Here is a 15,616-nt window from a genome sequence, read left to right as displayed (position 1 = left end):
CTCATTCCGAACCATTTATAAAGAAATTTCTAAATTTCCATCGAAGAAATAGAGAATTTTCTCCTCTAATGTTCTGTTTGTCAAACGCTCTACAGCTTTTGCATATAAGGCTATTTGGGTTTCATAACGCTTTTTCAAGATCGGTTCAGCAGCGTCAACTGTATATCTGCCTTGTACTCTATCAGTTTTATAATCTAGTAAATATAGCTTTCCACCTGTTTCAAATAAACAGTCAATCATCCCCTGAATCAGAACAGGCTCTCCCTCAGTATCAATATGACTGTATACCTCTTTAACAGGTAACACCATACTAAATGACACCTCTCGTTTTACCCAGTCCGCTTTTAGCAGTTTTTGACCAATTGAAGTAGAGAAGAAAGAAGCAATTCCTTCTTGATTAATTGATTGGATCTGCTCATCTGTTAGCAAGTCTCGCTGCTGTAAGGATTCGAGCAGGTGTCCTATACGTGATTCATCATAGGGCTCCTCAGAAGGGAGCGGGATATGCTGCATCACTGTATGCATTGCGGTGCCTTGTTCTGCGGCAGTGAGTGTTTTCTTCTTCATGAAAGCTGGCCGGTCATACAATGTTGCACGAGCTTTTCGAATAGAAGAAGGAACACTGTACTCATCCTGTATTTCTTTCATTCTTTTTATCTCGGAAACAGACTGCTTTGTGCCGACTTGCGAGGCCGCTAGATACGGATATTTCCATGAGAGTCTCTCTGCCACCTTCTCATCAGCATCACCATATCCTTCAACAGGTAGACCATCGATCAATGCTTGTACAATCTCGTCTTGCTCCTTTTTTTCAAGTGACATATCTTCCTTTAAAAGATCAGAAGCTTGCGTAAATGAGATAGTGAATGTAGACGGATGCGAAAGAACAATATCTCCTGTTTCTTCTAAAACAGATGACATCGCTTGATGACGGATAAGGGCAGGGCCAATGAAATCTAAGTATGTTTTCGATTGATACCGTTCAAAATCAGGGAGCAGCCACTCTTCTCCGGTTGCGGCATTTTGCCATTTGCTTAATGCTTTCACCTGATTTTTGACAGAGCCGACTAGAAATAATTTTTCTTTAGCCCTTGTGAGCGCTACATATAGGACCCTTAATTCTTCAGATAACAACTCTTTTCTCATCTTTTTTTTCATCGCCACAAGCGGTAATGTCGCATAACTAATTCTCAGCTCAGGATGGATGTACTTGCTTCCAAAGCCTAGTTCTTTATCAAGTAAATAGGGCTGGTTTAAGTCCATCATATTAAAGTTTCTGCCGAGCCCTGCGGTAAAGACGACTGGAAATTCTAATCCTTTACTGCTGTGGATCGTCATCATGCGCACAACGTCCTCTGTTTCACTGAACGTTTTTGCTGCACCAAGATCATCCCCACGCTCCTGCATTCTTTCAATAAAACGAAGGAATCGGAATAGCCCTCTAAAGGCAGCTTTTTCGTATTGCTTAGCCCGGTCATAAAGGGCACGAAGATTTGCCTGTCGCTGCTTACCTCCAGACATTCCGCCAACATAATCAAGATACTGCGTATCACGGTAGACTTCCCAAATTAATTCTGCCACCGAATGATTGATAGAAAAATCACGCCACTTGCGCAGTAATTGGAAAAATCGCTCTAGTTTTTTGCATGTAGGGTGATCAGAATGCGTCACACTCATGAATGCCTTTACAGCATCATAATACGTGCCTTTTTTATCACTCGTTCGAATCAGAGCCAATTCATTTTCGTCTAAATGAACAATAGGTGATCTTAAAACAGCAGCAAGCGGGATATCCTGATATGGATTATCGATGACTTTTAACAATGAAAGAATGACAGACACCTCTGTTGCTTCAAAATAACCAGAGGAAAGATTCGCATATACAGGGATTCCCTGCTTCTTTAATTCCTCCATCATTTGTGGAGCCCAAGGCATAGACCGAAGCAAAATGACAATGTCACGATACTGCAAATTACGGGTCATTTGCTGCTTTGCATCGTACACTTGGAATGGCTGCTCCACTAATTCTTTTATTTTTTCAGCAATGATTCTCGCTTCAAATTGGACGGTCTCGAGCTCTTCTCGCTCTTCGCCGGTTTCTGCTTCCTGCTGATCTAAGTGGACAAGAAGCATTTCTGTCGTTGTATCTTTGCTTTCTGGATAACTCGCTCCAAGCTTTAATTCAGCTTGTTCATCATATTCAATTTCTCCCACTGTTTCCCCCATCAGCTGCTTGAACAAAAAGTTCGTACTATCTAAAACATCTGAACGGCTGCGGAAGTTTTTATTTAAATCGATTCTCTTCCCTGTTTCTTTGCCGTCTGGTTGAAAGTGTTTATATTTGTTTAAAAAGAGCATAGGCTCTGCCAGTCTAAAACGATAAATAGACTGCTTTACATCACCAACCATAAACAGATTGCCCTCTGCAGAATGTTTCCCCATAGATACAAGCTTTAAAATCGTTTCTTGTACAAGGTTTGTATCCTGATATTCATCAACGAGCACTTCTTCAAACTGCTGTTGATAGTATTTGGCAGCTTCTGTTTCGATCAAATGTCCTTCTGCATCCTGCTCCGCTAAAATGCGTAAGCAATAGTGCTCTAAATCCGAAAAGTCGACAATTGACTTTTCCTGCTTCGCTCTTTCGAAACGCTCACCAAATTGGATCACAAGCTCTACAAGCGTCTCCACAACTGGCTTCATTTCAGCTAAGCTTTTTAAATGCTGGGCAGGACTGCGCATGAAGTATTCATCTTTTAGTTTTTCTAATTGTTTTTTTGCTTGATTACGTGCATCAGTGGATTTTTCTAAGAGAGCAGGGTCATATTCGTCCCCTTTGCACGTTTTGAGCCTTTTAAAATTAACGTTCGGCAAAAGCTCATAAAGCTTCTCAAAATCATCTTGATGACGGATTAATTCATTGACTTGCTCTAAATCATCTATAAAATTCTCTGCTCTCGGTGCTGGCCCGCCTGGCTCTTTTGATAGCGAAAGAGCTCGTTCAAGCAGCTCCTGGCAGCTCCGGAGAACGAGAGAAAGATCTTCTTTGATATATGGATAAAACGGTAATTCTTCTACTTTTGTTTGAGCATCTACATCATAAAGTGAAAGAAATGCCCGCATCCATTGCTCCGGAGAAGGATGAGATCTCGAAAACTCATAAATTCTCTTCACGAGCCATTGCAAATCTAAGTCGTGACGGTCAGATGTGTAACGATCAACCAATTCAAAGAATGATGGCTTTCCAGCCTTATATTCATCCTCAAACAGTTCGTCTAACACTTCATCTCCTAATAGTTCTCCTTCTGTTTGGTCAGCCAAACGAAAGCCTGGATCAAGATCAATTTCATAGTAAAAGGTGCGCAAAACCTGCAAGCAAAAGGAGTGCAAGGTTGAAATATTAGCTCGATTCATGAGGGACAGCTGCCTTCTCATATGAAGAGACCCAGGGTTTTTGGCTAATTCTTTTTCAAGTGCTTCTGTGATCCGATGCTTCATCTCTGCCGCAGAAGCATTTGTGAAAGTCACAACGAGCAGACGATCCACATCAACTGGATGTTCAGGCCGGGTCATTTTTCGAATCAGGCGTTCAACCAAAACAGCTGTTTTACCTGACCCTGCCGCCGCCGCAACCAAGATATCTTGTCCTTCTGAAACGATGGCTTCCCACTGGTCATCCGTCCACGTACTGTTATTCGGTTTTGGTATTTGCATACTGATCCCCTTCTTTTTTGATCCGTTCTATCACAACATCATCCTTTTCAGAGGTGAGCACCCTAAAATCATTATCTTCTATTGATTCATCGAATTGGCAAATAGACTTGAATGAACAAAAGCGGCAAGGTGTTTGATCCTTTAATTTATATGGATTAATTGCGACCTCTCCATTTGTAATTCTTTCGCCTGCTTCTTCAAATGTGCGCCGAACGTGTTGTGTGAGTATATGGAAATGATCCTCACTTAAAACTGCCGAATCAGAACGGAAAGACCCATCCTTTTTCAAACCGGCTTGAATGACTTGCGATCTACCTGAATCAAGCGTTTGATCCATTAGCTTTACTGCTTCCACATCTTCAAGCAATAAACCCTTCATTTTAAATTTCTTGAAGATTTCCTGCTCAATTTCATCCTCTGCAAGTGGAATCGGTGCTTGAATGAGCGGATCATGAATATGGAAATATAAAATGCCAGCAGGCGTTGCTTCTACGCCGAGCCACTCTTTCGAATACGTAATGGTTAGGTCTAAGTATGTGAGCATTTGCAAGGCAAGACCATAGTATACTTCTGCTAGATCAAGACCTTTCTCACTGGATTTGTAATCGACGATTCTTAAAAGCAGCCCTTTTGAACCTTCTGCCTTATCTACCCTGTCAATCCTTCCGACAAGCTCCATCGTGCAGCCATTCTTTAATTGAAAAGTAAACGGCGGCAAAGGCCCTTGACCTCCAAAACCTAACTCAAGCCCTACCGGAGAAAATCCACTCAATTTGGCATGTTCACTTAATATAGAAGAGACTCGAATCAAGATTTTCTGAAGCTTTTCTTTAATATAAGCATGCCGATTAGAGCTTAATAGAATCTCCTTTTGAAGACGCGGAGCAAGCTGTTCGATTGCATGTCTTGAATAGGTGACACAATCTTCCTTCGTTAGGTTTTTCCAATCCTTTTTTTGTTCAACTAGCGTATCTGAAATATGCTTCAAAGCCGAGTGAAACAATTGGCCGATATCGGGTGCTTCCAATTTGTAAAATTGTCGATCCTTTAGTTTTAAACCGTGGGAAGCAAAGTGAGAGAATGCACACGCATTGAACTTCTCCATTCTTGAAACACTGCCCTGAATATGGTCACCGTAAAGCTCTTTTGTGACATTAGGCTTTAATGGCTTCGCTCGATTTGTAAAGAACAAGCTTGACATGATGTTTTTTGATACATCCCGATGAGGAGATGTCATTAAGTAGTTATAGACACTCCACCATACACCGCTGATGGGATATTGATTGAGCCATTGCTGCAGCTGTGAGATGGTATACGACAACGAAACATGCTCATTCGCTACAAATTTTAATTGCTCATCGTCTTCCAGCTGTTCTGGATCTAACACATAAAGAGCCTGCTGATGATTTGGCATAAGCTCTTGGCAATACTTGATGAGTGTCGAAGGCAATAGAGAACGTCCTTCTGCATCAGAAGCCGCATAGGATAGATATAAATGATGGGATGGACTTGATAACGCTTGGTAAATTAAAAATTGCTCATCTAGCAGCCGTTCCTTTCCTGTCTCTGCCAGCTCTGCTCCTGCTCGTTTTAACCATTCTCGGTCATCCTCAGACAATACACTCTCATCAGAGGGACGTGCAGGAATAACGCCATCATTTACACCAATGATAAACGTACACTTCACTTGATACATTCTGGATAAATCCATACTTCCAATAAATACTTGGTCGAGTGAAGGCGGAATCAAAGCGAATTTTAGAGAAGCTAACCCTGTATCTATCATCTGTTGGAATAAGGGAAATGAGAGCTCTTCGTCACCTAGCATGTCAACAAATTCATCCATTAATTGAATCACCGCATCCCATACTTGCCCGTGCTGCATTGCTTCAGCTAATCGACCTGCTTCTTCAGCCTCAAGCCTCGCTTTTTCAAGCTTATCTGGTACTTGTATCTCTTCTAAAAAGACATAGACAGCCTCTACCATGTCCCTTACCTTTTGCGCTTTTTTGAGCCTTTTCTGCAACTGGTAAAGCGGGGACGCGATCCATTCTTTGACGTCATTTAGCATTTGTTCCATTTCAATTTCTTGATCTGTTTGTCCGAAATCCTCATCTAATGATTGGAAACGCCTGTAATGAAACCGGGAACCGTTTGTCCAGCGCTCTCCTTTTACACCATAAGCAATGCAATAGTTTTCAAGCTGATCTGCCTGCTCTCTCGCTTTGTTCTTAGTGATTTCAAGCGGAAATAAGAACTCTGTTTTCACGCAGCGAAATACCGCTTCATACCGCCAATTTCCTTTTATGACATCCAAGCTCGAACGAATTAATTCAATGAGCGGATGATACTGCATCGATTCATTTCCATCAATAAAAAAAGGAATATCGTAATCTCGAAAAACCTCTTTTAACGTATCTTTATAGTCATCTATATGCCGCCCTACAATCGAGATATCTCGCAGTCTGAGTCCTTTTTCTCTCACTAAATCAAGGATATCTCTCGCTACTCCCTCAATTTCAGCTCGTTTATTTGCACTTTTAGACACTGTGAGATGAGGGGTGTTTTCCTGATATGGCTGAACGGGCCGCTGCTCATATTGGTGTTCTAAATAAGCAAGATCTGGTGTATAAAGGTGCCGATGATTTCTTTCAAAAATGTTTTCAGAAATGTCAGCTTCGCACTCTTTAGCAAGCTGATAGAGCTGGAAATACGTTTTACCTGTCATACGAAATAAATCAAGTTCATTTGGCTGCCTATCATGATAGGATCGATCTACTGTGAAAGCCGCAGTTATTTTTGCTGCATACAGCAAGAGCTGTTCAATGACAAGAAGCTGCTGCGGTGTAAATTGATAAAAACCATCTATATAGATGTGTGCTCCTTTTATTTCTTCAGCTGAAGGAATTTGCTGGGAAAGAAGAGTCAAATAGTCTTCTGAGTGCACATATTCATCTTGTAAATGCTCCTCCATCTGCTGATAAAGAACATGGAGATCATGCAATTTTTCGGCTGCCCGTCTTTCTTCTGTATACTCTGAATGCATGCTAGACGCTGAAATTTTCTCAATATCCTCCGGCAGCATACAGTATCTTTTGAATTCAGCCATCGTTTTTTCGATTTGCTCCACAAACCCCGGCTTATCACTCGCTTTTTTGAATACTTTAAACTTGTCTTTCTGCTCTTCAATCACTTTTCTTAAAAGCATTTGAATTCCTGTGCTTGTCACAAATTGCCGATTCGCTCCACCAGTCTGCTGTAAAATCGACCAAGCAAGACGAGTGAAACTAAATACTTTAGCTCTGATCATTCCACCAGCTTCAGACGTTTTCGCAAGCTCATATTCCATTAAAAATGTCATTTGATCCGGGACTAAAAAAATGATTGGCGGACCCAACGGATCAAGCCGAAGCTGTTCTTTGATTTCCTCTAAGATTGCAGTCGTTTTTCCACTCCCCGATCTGCCTGCTAAAAACTGAATCTCCACGTTCCACAACACCTTTCTTATGTACTCATATTCTAGCGAAAATAAAGGTAAATAGCTATTTTCCGATCACGTTCCCATTCTCCTTTCTGAAAAAAGACATAGGCACCTTTCCTCACTCTTTTCATATCATAAACCATCATGAACTAAAAGGAGGCTGGCAATATCATGTATTACGGTTACTACGACTACTCGCCTTATGACATGCGCCAAAACACAAGAATCATTTCAGACCTTGAGAAGGCGATCAATGGTGAGTATTCTGCGATCCAATGCTACGAAAAACTTGCCCAAAAGGCAAAAAATCCTGAAGCAAAGAAGATCATTCAAGAAATACGCCAGGATGAAGTCAGACACTATCAACTATTTTCAAAGCTATATTATTCTTTAACAGGTAAAAACCACAAACCAAGCGTAACAGAACCTTGTCCAGACCAATTCAGAGAAGGACTTATGTTTGCCTTTAAAGATGAACAAAAAACGGTCGATTTTTACTTAAGCGTATCAGACTATGTCCGGGATCAAGGAACAAAAGAGCTAATGAAACGTATCGCTCAAGATGAGCAGCAGCATGCTGTATGGTTTTTATATCTTTTAACGCACCATATATCATAGATAGTCCTATTTTAATAGGAGATCGTATGTTCCGTCAAAAAATGAAATCGATTTTTCGTTCATTCAATCTATTAAAGAAAGCGCTAAATGTAGCAAAGCCTCACATCCCTTCCTTATTTTCAAACAAGAAAATGAGAATTTGACCATTAAAAAACTCCTCTGCCCAAAATAGCAGAAGGAGTTTTTTCATGATCTTTTAATGAAATTTTGCTTCATTGCTTTGCTGCTGATGCTTGAGTATTCCATCAATTGACAACAGCTTACTGCCGCTAAGAGTCAAATAAAGCGCCATGACGAGCAGCGAAAGTTCAAATTCATAGCCACCAACAAATCCTTTAGAAAAACCAACAGTGATAATCGCTACAGCCATAATTGGTACAAATAATGCTGCGAAAATACGTGTTCCTAGACCTAAAATCAAGGCAATACCACCGACTAGCTCAATTGTCTTTACAATATATGCCATAAATTCAGGTACACCGATTTGTCCGAAGAATGCTGCTGTGCCTCCCAGCCCTCCTTGATATGCCTGAAGCCCATGTAAAAAGAAAATAATACCTAAAATAACGCGTACAAAAAGTGTTCCTATTTCTTGATTTGTTTTCATATAGTGATTTCCTCCTGTTTTTACACTACACAATGTAATGTTAATAAGTAAAAAAATTAGTAATTAAGGTTGAGCATAATCATTAAGACCACCATCAGAATGGCTGAAGTGACGATTGGAATCATTGGTACATTAAAAGGAATATTGTAAGTTGGATTTAAAATTTTTTGTATTCTTAAATTCAATGCCCGATCCCCAAAGGACACCGCAAACTTTGTTTGTTTTTGAAACTGGGTTCTCTTTTTAATCAGCTTCAAAAGGGCCTGCCCTACTCCAAGCTCAGTACCTGTCTTCTGAATGGCATAGTCATCTGCAATCACTTCACGAAAAACAGAGTAGCTTTGTCTCATATGCTTTAACACTGGAATGTACCAAATGACTTTTGTGAGCATTGAGAACATGAAAGCCTTTAAAGGATCATAGCTGTATTTGTGATGCAATTCGTGATGAACTACAGCGTCAATCTCTTCTTCATCCAGCATGTCCATGAGAGCTGTTGATAAATAAACCTTTGGGTGAAGCATCCCCATTGCAAAAGCAAGCGGTTCATGACAATGAAACACGATGATGTCATTAGCATATTTCTCAGATAAAGATTCGGTCGACTGGTGATCGACTGCAAGCATCAGATTTTGCTTGAATTGAATGTACTTTTTGATTTGTTTCGTCATATAAAAAATCGCAAAACCCAATGTGTAGAGGACTAAGGCATCCAGAAAGTATTTTAAAGGAGTGAATCCATAGAATTCGAGCACAGACTGGCATACATGGATCAGGTTATATGCTTGATTCCAGCCAAAAAAGCTTGAAAGCACGTAATACCCCATCTGATAAAAAATGGCTAAACCAATCAATATACCGCCTGAAAACAGCAGACTCGACTTCATTTTATTCATTTTGCTGCTCCTCTTTTTTAGATGCTAGCCGTGCTTCTAGTACTTTGAGTAATTCAGGATCAGCACTTTCAATCGCATCCACCATATGATTCACTGCCAGTGGACCGAAATCATCCATCAATCCTTGTGTAATCCATTTTGTTTGCTCATTTAGAAATTCTTCTTTTGTTAAAATAGGATTATAAATAGATGAGCGCCCTTTTGTTTTTTTCTCCACAATTCCTTTTTCGGTTAAGCGGTTCAGCACAGTCATCACGGTGTTGAAATTAATCGGCTTCTCATCTGACAGCTTTTGCTGCACCTCTTTAATCGGCATATCCTCACCCTCATAAAGGATCTCCATAATTCTTCCCTCTAAAGGACCAAAAAAACGATTCAATCCCTTTTCATTATATTTAAAAGAAGGAATTTTCATGTTATCACCTCACACTAAGCATTGTAGTGTAATTGAAAATGATAGTCAACCGATAACATAAATAGGGGAAAATCGTTGTATATAGACTTTGTTTTTGGTAAAAATGATATCTTTCTTTATAAAAATGTACTAATCATTTAGTGATAAGATAATCTTATGAAAATAGTGAAAAAATTCGTATTTTATTTATAGAGACTTTTGTATTATAGTGAAGTTAACAACATTTCACTTACTGAACAAACATATAGGAAGAAGGTTTACATGTGATGAAACAAGGAAACAGCCTTCGAACCGATCTCATTCTCATTGCGATAAGCGGTTTAGGTGGATTTCTTTTGTCTTTAACAGGTATGTCCATTGGCTGGATGGTAGGTACATTAATCACCGCAGCTTTTATTGCTATGCGCCGCCCCACCCTGTTTCAGCGTAAAGGAACTAGCACCTTACGTATTCACAGCAGATGGCTGCTCCTTGGTCAATTCATTCTCGGAATCGAACTCGGACAGAAAATGAATATGAAGGTCCTTCACATTTTCGCTGAAAATTGGCTCCCTGTGAGTTTCATGCTCGTCTTTTCTATTCTACTGGCGATGCTCTCAGGCTTTGTCTTATGGAAGCTGAGCAAAACAGATATGCTGACAAGCTTTGTCGGAACTGCCCCCGGCGGTTTATCCGCTATGCCGGGCATTGCCCAAGAGGTGGGAGCCAATACAGCTGTTGTGAGTCTCGTGCAAACGATACGTGTATTAATGGTTGTACTCACTATCCCATTTACAGTGTTTTATTTAAATACAAAAAACCAAGCGGATGTGGCTGTAGTTACGCAAGGGAGCGCTTTTTCTTCGGGTGTTTTCACCCTTTCAAACATCTCTTGGACCGCTGCGCTTATTTTAGGTGCCTGGCTCATGTCACGCCTAGCAGTTCGTCTTCATTTCCCTGCTCCTTGGCTGATCGGCAGCATGCTAGGCGTCGCAGCTCTTCAAGTTGGTGCGGGCGCACTCATAGGTTATGATTTGATTCCTTATTGGCCGGCACAAGCGAACATTGCGTCTCAAGTATTTCTAGGTGCAACCATCGGTTCAAAAATGAATAAAGAAATGTTTGTCGGGCTAAAAAACACTCTCATTGTGGCTGTCGTCAGCTCAGCTGGGCTAATTGCTGCGACTGTCCTCAGCTCTATTGCCATCGCTGAGATCACAGGTATTTCTGTCATTACAGCCATTCTTGCTTTTTCGCCTGGCGGTATTGCAGAGATGGCAACAACAGCAGTCACACTGCACGAGGATTCTACCTTTGTTGTGGCTGTACAAGTCGTCAGAATTATTCTCGTCATTGCAATGCTGCCACCGTTTTTCCGCTTCTTACATCACGTATGGGCAAAAAGGCAGCCTGATTATAAAGCCGCAAAATAAAAAGAGACGCTTTGCATGTGCAGAGCGCCTTTTTTTATTCGCTGGTATTTCTTTTAACACCGACAACTTGATCCTTTGAAATGGTGCCAAAATGCCGGCTGTCGAAGCTATGTATTCGGTTATCTCCGACCACAAAGTAATGATTGTTTTTGATTTTATCGTCTCCTGTGATGGCTTTCAGCTGAAAATCCCCTGTCAGAACGTTCCCCATTTTATGTTGTTTCTGCTTTTTTAAATAAGGTTCCTTCTTTTTTTCACCATCGACAAATAACTGATCATCTTCATACTTGATCGTTTCTCCTGGGAGTCCAATGACCCGCTTGATCAAGATTTGATTTTTAGGTCCGTGAAATAATACATAATCAAACCGGCTAATTTTCGTGAGTTTTGGCGAGAACTTATTGATTAATAATTCTGTTCCATCTGTAAAAGTTGGGTCCATACTAACCCCTTCTACTTTATATGTGACAAACATGAAATTCTTGACTTGGAACAATAAGACGATGCCTGTAATAATCATCAACCATAGCAATGGCTTCTTTTTCATTAAGAGCCTCCTTTGTCCTCACGTTTACTCATTCGAATGTTTAACCTATTTTCTACTCTCTTTCCAACATACCATAATACTGCAATAACTAGAACCGCAAAAATACTTCTTAACGGATTCTTAACTAAAGCAGAGAGGTCATAACCAATAAAACTAATGATAAAAAGCATGACACACTTACCAGATAAAGTAGCTAATGAGAATTGCCAAAAGCTAATTCTTGATAAACCTGCTACAACATTGACGGCAGCAGAGGGTGTGAAAGGAAAGCAAAGTAAAATAAATAATGGACCAAATCCCCGCTTCTCCACCCAAAGCATCAATTTTTTAATGGAAGGATGCCTGCTGATAAAGTTGAGCATTCTCATCTGTCCAAATTTTCTGATCAGTAAAAAGACAAGAATAGACCCTGCACTTGCACCAATCCAGGTCAATAAAAATCCTTCCCAAAGGCCGAATGCATTTGCATTCGCTACAGCAAACGCAACGAGTGGTAAAAACGGAAGAAATGCTTCTATTAAAGGGAGCAATATGGCCACAATCGGTCCAAAGGCCTTGTAGCTCTCAAAAAATGATGTGATATTTTCGTGAGTAAATAGGGAAAGAAATGATGTCAACTTGTTTGACTCCTTCAAGGTTTGTCTACTTTTCATTTTACATGGAAAACATAAAAATATACAAATGAATCCCCCCCCTTGAGATTATTTGACTCATTCGGTATAATAAATAAGAACATGTGTTCTATCAAGAAAGAAAGCAGGCTTGGACATGACGAGACTATCAAGAATACAGCTTCAGATGATGGAACAGGCCATCTTTCTTCCAATGGTCGTCTCCATCCTCAATCGTGATTTGACTCACTTAAAACAACATCAAACATTTAAACTAAATGAACCATACATTCAGCTTGTGACCTCCGCCTTAAAGGAAGCCCAGAAAGCACTTTATGAACTAAAGCAGCATTTACGTAAAGAAAAAATGAAGGTACAGCAAATCGAACACGATGAAGGATTTACAACGTATCTATTTATCATGGATGGCTATGAAGAAAAACATAAATACTTTAATCCACGTATACGTCACCGGGTAGAGGAACTACTGACTCGGTATTTTCTTCATCAAGCGAATTGAATTGGCTTCATTGTCGCGCTTCCCCATTCAAAGCAAAAAGCCTGCCACAGCGGCAGGCTCCTTCTTATTTATGATAATTCAAGCTGTTCTCTCAGCTCTGTTCTCACTTCTTCTAATCCAGCGCCATCTAACTCAAAGTAATACACATTCCCAGGCTGATAATCATGGCCCTTTAGCTGAATGGTATCTACTGATGTCAATGAGCTCAATAACGGGAAAAGACCGATAAACTGCTTCATGGACAGATTGGTTGAAACATTGTCACCAAGTGTATCAATGATGTTGTCATAGGATGGGATCGAAGAAATGGATTTAGATTTTTCAAAGATGGCTTGAAGTGCTTCCATTTGGCGCTTCCCGCGCATAAGGTCACTGTCTGCCTTTCTTGTTCTCACAAAGGCTAATGCTTCTTCACCATTTAACGTATGTGTTCCTGTTTGCACATGAACTTTCCCTTTTGAATCCTTTTCCATTTGTTTTGCGATACCTTCATCTTCAATCGTTACGTCAATTCCGTTTAGCTCATCTACAATGTCTTGAAACGCCTTAAAGTTCCCTGAAATCACATAGTCTACAGGAATGTTCAACAGGTTTTCGACCGTTTTGACTGACAAATCTGCACTCCCAAACGCATGGGCGTGGGCGATTTTATCATATCCTCTTCCCGGAATATCTACATAAGAATCACGAGGAATACTGAGGAGCTTGATGGTTTTCTCTGTTCGGTTCACAGCCGCCAGTAAGACCGCATCACTTCTTGCTTCGTCTACCGTTTCACCTGGACGGCTGTCAATTCCAAGCAGCAGGACCGAGAAGCTGTCCTTTCCTGGATCAAAAGCTTTCACACGCTTTTGCGAGGTGTCTCCTCTTTCTAATGACACTTGCGCCTTATTCGACGCTTTTGAAATTTTATAGTAAGCATATCCTGTCACAGATATTGCCATCACCATGACAAATGCCATGATAAACAGCACGACTTTCACCCAAGGTCTCAGCCTTCTTTTTGATCTTGTTTTCTCCTTCATCCTTTCCGAACCCTCACTCTATCTTAGTCTATCAATGTAGGTTCCACTATAACATATTTTAACGAAAGTTTCCTGCACGCAACATATTTTTATGAATCCACAATTAAAAAAATTTAAAACTCAGATAACTCAATCTTTTAATCTGCCGGTAGTGTTCTTTTTAAATGATTCCGTATAATTAGCATTGTCTACATCCATATCATCGCAGGAGAAAATTCAGAAAAAAGCAGCCTCTAATGTCGGCTGCTTTTTCACCATTATTGAAAACTCACTTGAAATTGTCCCTTCAATTCCTCTTCTGCTTCTTGAAATAACTGCTTTACGCTTTCTGCATACTCGCCAAGAGCGTCCTTGCTCGTGTCAAAATTCACCCATGTCAGCTCTACTGGCAGATTTACTTCTCCTGTCAAACAGTCCCATAGGGCATCGAGATTTTTCCCGTAGTAGTCAGGAAGGTGTAAAACTTTTTTTAGTTGGTCATGAAGCTCTTCTTGCGACCTGCACGACGCGCCGTCCAGCTGCACTTTTTTCATGTCATCTTCCCCTCTCATGCCTTTATTTTAAACGAATGGAAGACAAAAGAGAAAGCAAGACTCCTCACTTTTGTTTCTGTCTGACACTTGACATCAAAAGGATGAGACAAGCTGCCAAAACGACCAAGAAAAAGACGGTTAACACCATCTGAGTTCCGAACAGATCAGCGAAGAGCCCGACAAAAACACTTGGAAGACCCAGACCTAAATAGGCAAACAAATAAAACCCGGCAACGGCTCTAGCTGCCTCCTTTTTTCCCCGCTCGACAATAAGCTGAAGACCGCCTAAATAAGTAAATCCATAGCAGGCAGTACCCGCAAGCATCGTTCCGGCAAGCACAAGAATGATGGATCCACTATTTGCTCCAAATAGCAAGAGACCGTATCCACATGGAAGACAGATAAATCCGGCAAGGAGCGCTGCTGTGCTATTCATTTTGCGAACAAAAGGCTGCATCAGGACACCTGCCATATTAATCAAAAACAGTGCCGGTCCTAACCATAATTCATATCCATTCAATTTAAGCTGTGCTGGCAAAACCGAAATCACAAGGCCGCACACTGACCACGCGACAGCAATCGCTGCATTCGCTGGCATTGTTCCTTTTGGAAATGTTGGCATGTTCATCATCGGTTTATCTGCATCTCCTTGTACAGGCGGAACGAAAAAAAAGACACCCACGATCGTTAGGATTAAAAAGCCCATCACAATCCAATAACTAAGCGGCGCAAGCGTCACATACTGAAAAGAAAGAAGTGCCGTAAAAAGAGCACCGCCCCCAAAGCCAACCGAACTGCATAACGCAATAAAAGTTGGAATCCAGCTTGATTTTTCTGGATATAAAGCAATCAAATAAGCAGTGCATGTGCCAACACTCAGGCCAAGCCCCACCCCTTGCAGCAGCCGCGCCAAAAAGAGCATCTGAATGGTAGGATGTACGATCATCAATAAGGTAGCACATAACGAAAAACTAAGTGCGACCAATAAAACCGGTTTGCGTCCAGCCCGGTCAGATATCCCGCCAAGAAAAAGTAAAACTGGAATCAGTCCGAAGACATATGCAGCAAATACAAGGGCTGTCGCCGCCTTTCCGTACCCTGCTTGTTCGGCATACAACGTATAAAGGGGCACCTGCAGATTCACTGCGGTTGTAATCATAAAAAGACCAAATAAAACGAATATAAATGGAATGATGGATAGGTGTGCGGTTTCTTCTTTAGCTGCAGGGATCATTTC

At 40.8% G+C, this 15,616-nt stretch carries 13 protein-coding genes; 3 read left to right on the top strand and 10 right to left on the bottom strand.

Annotated features, from left to right (window positions below):
- Positions 1–15 precede the first annotated feature (15 nt).
- On the bottom strand, positions 16–3,714 hold the full coding sequence (gene addA / locus MHH54_RS05310) for a helicase-exonuclease AddAB subunit AddA (protein ID WP_342500771.1): 3,699 nt from the start codon (positions 3,712–3,714) through the stop codon (positions 16–18).
- Positions 3,692–7,201 carry a helicase-exonuclease AddAB subunit AddB gene (addB, locus tag MHH54_RS05305; RefSeq protein WP_342500770.1) on the bottom strand — a complete coding sequence of 1,170 codons (3,510 nt, stop codon included), beginning with the start codon at positions 7,199–7,201 and terminating at the stop codon, positions 3,692–3,694. Before addB ends, addA begins: the two co-directional genes overlap by 23 nt.
- A gap of 165 nt (positions 7,202–7,366) precedes the next feature.
- Here addB and MHH54_RS05300 point away from each other — a divergent pair, with 165 nt between their 5' ends.
- The gene (locus MHH54_RS05300) at positions 7,367–7,813 is read left to right on the top strand and encodes a ferritin-like domain-containing protein (RefSeq protein WP_226804977.1); all 447 of its coding nucleotides are present in this window, start codon (positions 7,367–7,369) and stop codon (positions 7,811–7,813) included.
- A gap of 196 nt (positions 7,814–8,009) precedes the next feature.
- Here the strand turns inward: MHH54_RS05300 and MHH54_RS05295 are convergent, their stop codons facing one another.
- The 3 genes from MHH54_RS05295 to MHH54_RS05285 are packed head-to-tail and all read right to left on the bottom strand — an operon-like array spanning position 8,010 to position 9,731.
- The gene (locus tag MHH54_RS05295) at positions 8,010–8,420 is read right to left on the bottom strand and encodes a DoxX family protein (protein WP_003211332.1); all 411 of its coding nucleotides are present in this window, start codon (positions 8,418–8,420) and stop codon (positions 8,010–8,012) included.
- A 56-nt stretch (positions 8,421–8,476) separates the two neighbouring features.
- Positions 8,477–9,316 (bottom strand): M56 family metallopeptidase, encoded by an 840-nt coding sequence (locus tag MHH54_RS05290; protein WP_050945367.1) that lies wholly within the window; start codon positions 9,314–9,316, stop codon positions 8,477–8,479.
- The gene (locus MHH54_RS05285; RefSeq protein ID WP_003210872.1) at positions 9,309–9,731 is read right to left on the bottom strand and encodes a BlaI/MecI/CopY family transcriptional regulator; all 423 of its coding nucleotides are present in this window, start codon (positions 9,729–9,731) and stop codon (positions 9,309–9,311) included. Before MHH54_RS05285 ends, MHH54_RS05290 begins: the two co-directional genes overlap by 8 nt.
- A gap of 266 nt (positions 9,732–9,997) precedes the next feature.
- Between MHH54_RS05285 and MHH54_RS05280 the strand changes: the two genes are divergently transcribed.
- Positions 9,998–11,143, top strand: coding sequence for an AbrB family transcriptional regulator (locus MHH54_RS05280; RefSeq protein WP_003211629.1), 1,146 nt, complete (start codon positions 9,998–10,000; stop codon positions 11,141–11,143).
- 34 nt (positions 11,144–11,177) lie between these two features.
- On the opposite strand, the gene lepB is transcribed toward MHH54_RS05280, so the two are convergent.
- Together lepB and MHH54_RS05270 are read right to left on the bottom strand one after the other, a co-directional pair.
- On the bottom strand, positions 11,178–11,690 hold the full coding sequence (gene lepB, locus MHH54_RS05275) for a signal peptidase I (protein WP_003212294.1): 513 nt from the start codon (positions 11,688–11,690) through the stop codon (positions 11,178–11,180).
- Entirely contained in the window at positions 11,690–12,343 is a 654-nt protein-coding gene (locus MHH54_RS05270; RefSeq protein WP_050782661.1) for a TVP38/TMEM64 family protein, read from the bottom strand. Before MHH54_RS05270 ends, lepB begins: the two co-directional genes overlap by 1 nt.
- Before the next feature lie 115 nt (positions 12,344–12,458).
- Between MHH54_RS05270 and MHH54_RS05265 the strand changes: the two genes are divergently transcribed.
- Positions 12,459–12,821: a hypothetical protein gene (locus MHH54_RS05265; protein ID WP_003210969.1), complete on the top strand. Its 363-nt coding sequence runs from the start codon at positions 12,459–12,461 to the stop codon at positions 12,819–12,821.
- A gap of 68 nt (positions 12,822–12,889) precedes the next feature.
- On the opposite strand, the gene MHH54_RS05260 is transcribed toward MHH54_RS05265, so the two are convergent.
- The 3 genes from MHH54_RS05260 to MHH54_RS05250 form a co-directional block, all read right to left on the bottom strand.
- Positions 12,890–13,846 carry an LCP family protein gene (locus MHH54_RS05260; RefSeq protein WP_003212446.1) on the bottom strand — a complete coding sequence of 319 codons (957 nt, stop codon included), beginning with the start codon at positions 13,844–13,846 and terminating at the stop codon, positions 12,890–12,892.
- Positions 13,847–14,103: 257 nt separating this feature from the next.
- On the bottom strand, positions 14,104–14,379 hold the full coding sequence (locus tag MHH54_RS05255) for a barstar family protein (protein WP_106032325.1): 276 nt from the start codon (positions 14,377–14,379) through the stop codon (positions 14,104–14,106).
- 64 nt (positions 14,380–14,443) lie between these two features.
- Entirely contained in the window at positions 14,444–15,613 is a 1,170-nt protein-coding gene (locus MHH54_RS05250; protein WP_342500769.1) for an MFS transporter, read from the bottom strand.
- Positions 15,614–15,616 lie beyond the last annotated feature (3 nt).

Source organism: Bacillus sp. FSL K6-4563 (genome assembly GCF_038630405.1).
Lineage (GTDB): Bacteria > Bacillota > Bacilli > Bacillales > Bacillaceae > Bacillus > Bacillus pumilus.
The sequence above is the reverse complement of the archived record's forward strand: the minus strand, read 5'-3'. Positions and strand labels throughout refer to the sequence as shown.

What these genes read in the sequence shown, in the direction of transcription:
- MHH54_RS05260 (WP_003212446.1), bottom strand. Translation starts at nt 13,846, where the DNA reads ATGAAGGAGAAAACAAGATCAAAAAGAAGGCTGAGACCTTGGGTGAAA.
- MHH54_RS05270 (WP_050782661.1), bottom strand. Translation starts at nt 12,343, where the DNA reads ATGAAAAGTAGACAAACCTTGAAGGAGTCAAACAAGTTGACATCATTT.
- addA (WP_342500771.1), bottom strand. Translation starts at nt 3,714, where the DNA reads ATGCAAATACCAAAACCGAATAACAGTACGTGGACGGATGACCAGTGG.
- MHH54_RS05250 (WP_342500769.1), bottom strand. Translation starts at nt 15,613, where the DNA reads ATGATCCCTGCAGCTAAAGAAGAAACCGCACACCTATCCATCATTCCA.
- MHH54_RS05290 (WP_050945367.1), bottom strand. Translation starts at nt 9,316, where the DNA reads ATGAATAAAATGAAGTCGAGTCTGCTGTTTTCAGGCGGTATATTGATT.
- MHH54_RS05255 (WP_106032325.1), bottom strand. Translation starts at nt 14,379, where the DNA reads ATGAAAAAAGTGCAGCTGGACGGCGCGTCGTGCAGGTCGCAAGAAGAG.
- MHH54_RS05280 (WP_003211629.1), top strand. Translation starts at nt 9,998, where the DNA reads ATGAAACAAGGAAACAGCCTTCGAACCGATCTCATTCTCATTGCGATA.
- MHH54_RS05265 (WP_003210969.1), top strand. Translation starts at nt 12,459, where the DNA reads ATGACGAGACTATCAAGAATACAGCTTCAGATGATGGAACAGGCCATC.
- MHH54_RS05285 (WP_003210872.1), bottom strand. Translation starts at nt 9,731, where the DNA reads ATGAAAATTCCTTCTTTTAAATATAATGAAAAGGGATTGAATCGTTTT.
- lepB (WP_003212294.1), bottom strand. Translation starts at nt 11,690, where the DNA reads ATGAAAAAGAAGCCATTGCTATGGTTGATGATTATTACAGGCATCGTC.
- MHH54_RS05295 (WP_003211332.1), bottom strand. Translation starts at nt 8,420, where the DNA reads ATGAAAACAAATCAAGAAATAGGAACACTTTTTGTACGCGTTATTTTA.
- MHH54_RS05300 (WP_226804977.1), top strand. Translation starts at nt 7,367, where the DNA reads ATGTATTACGGTTACTACGACTACTCGCCTTATGACATGCGCCAAAAC.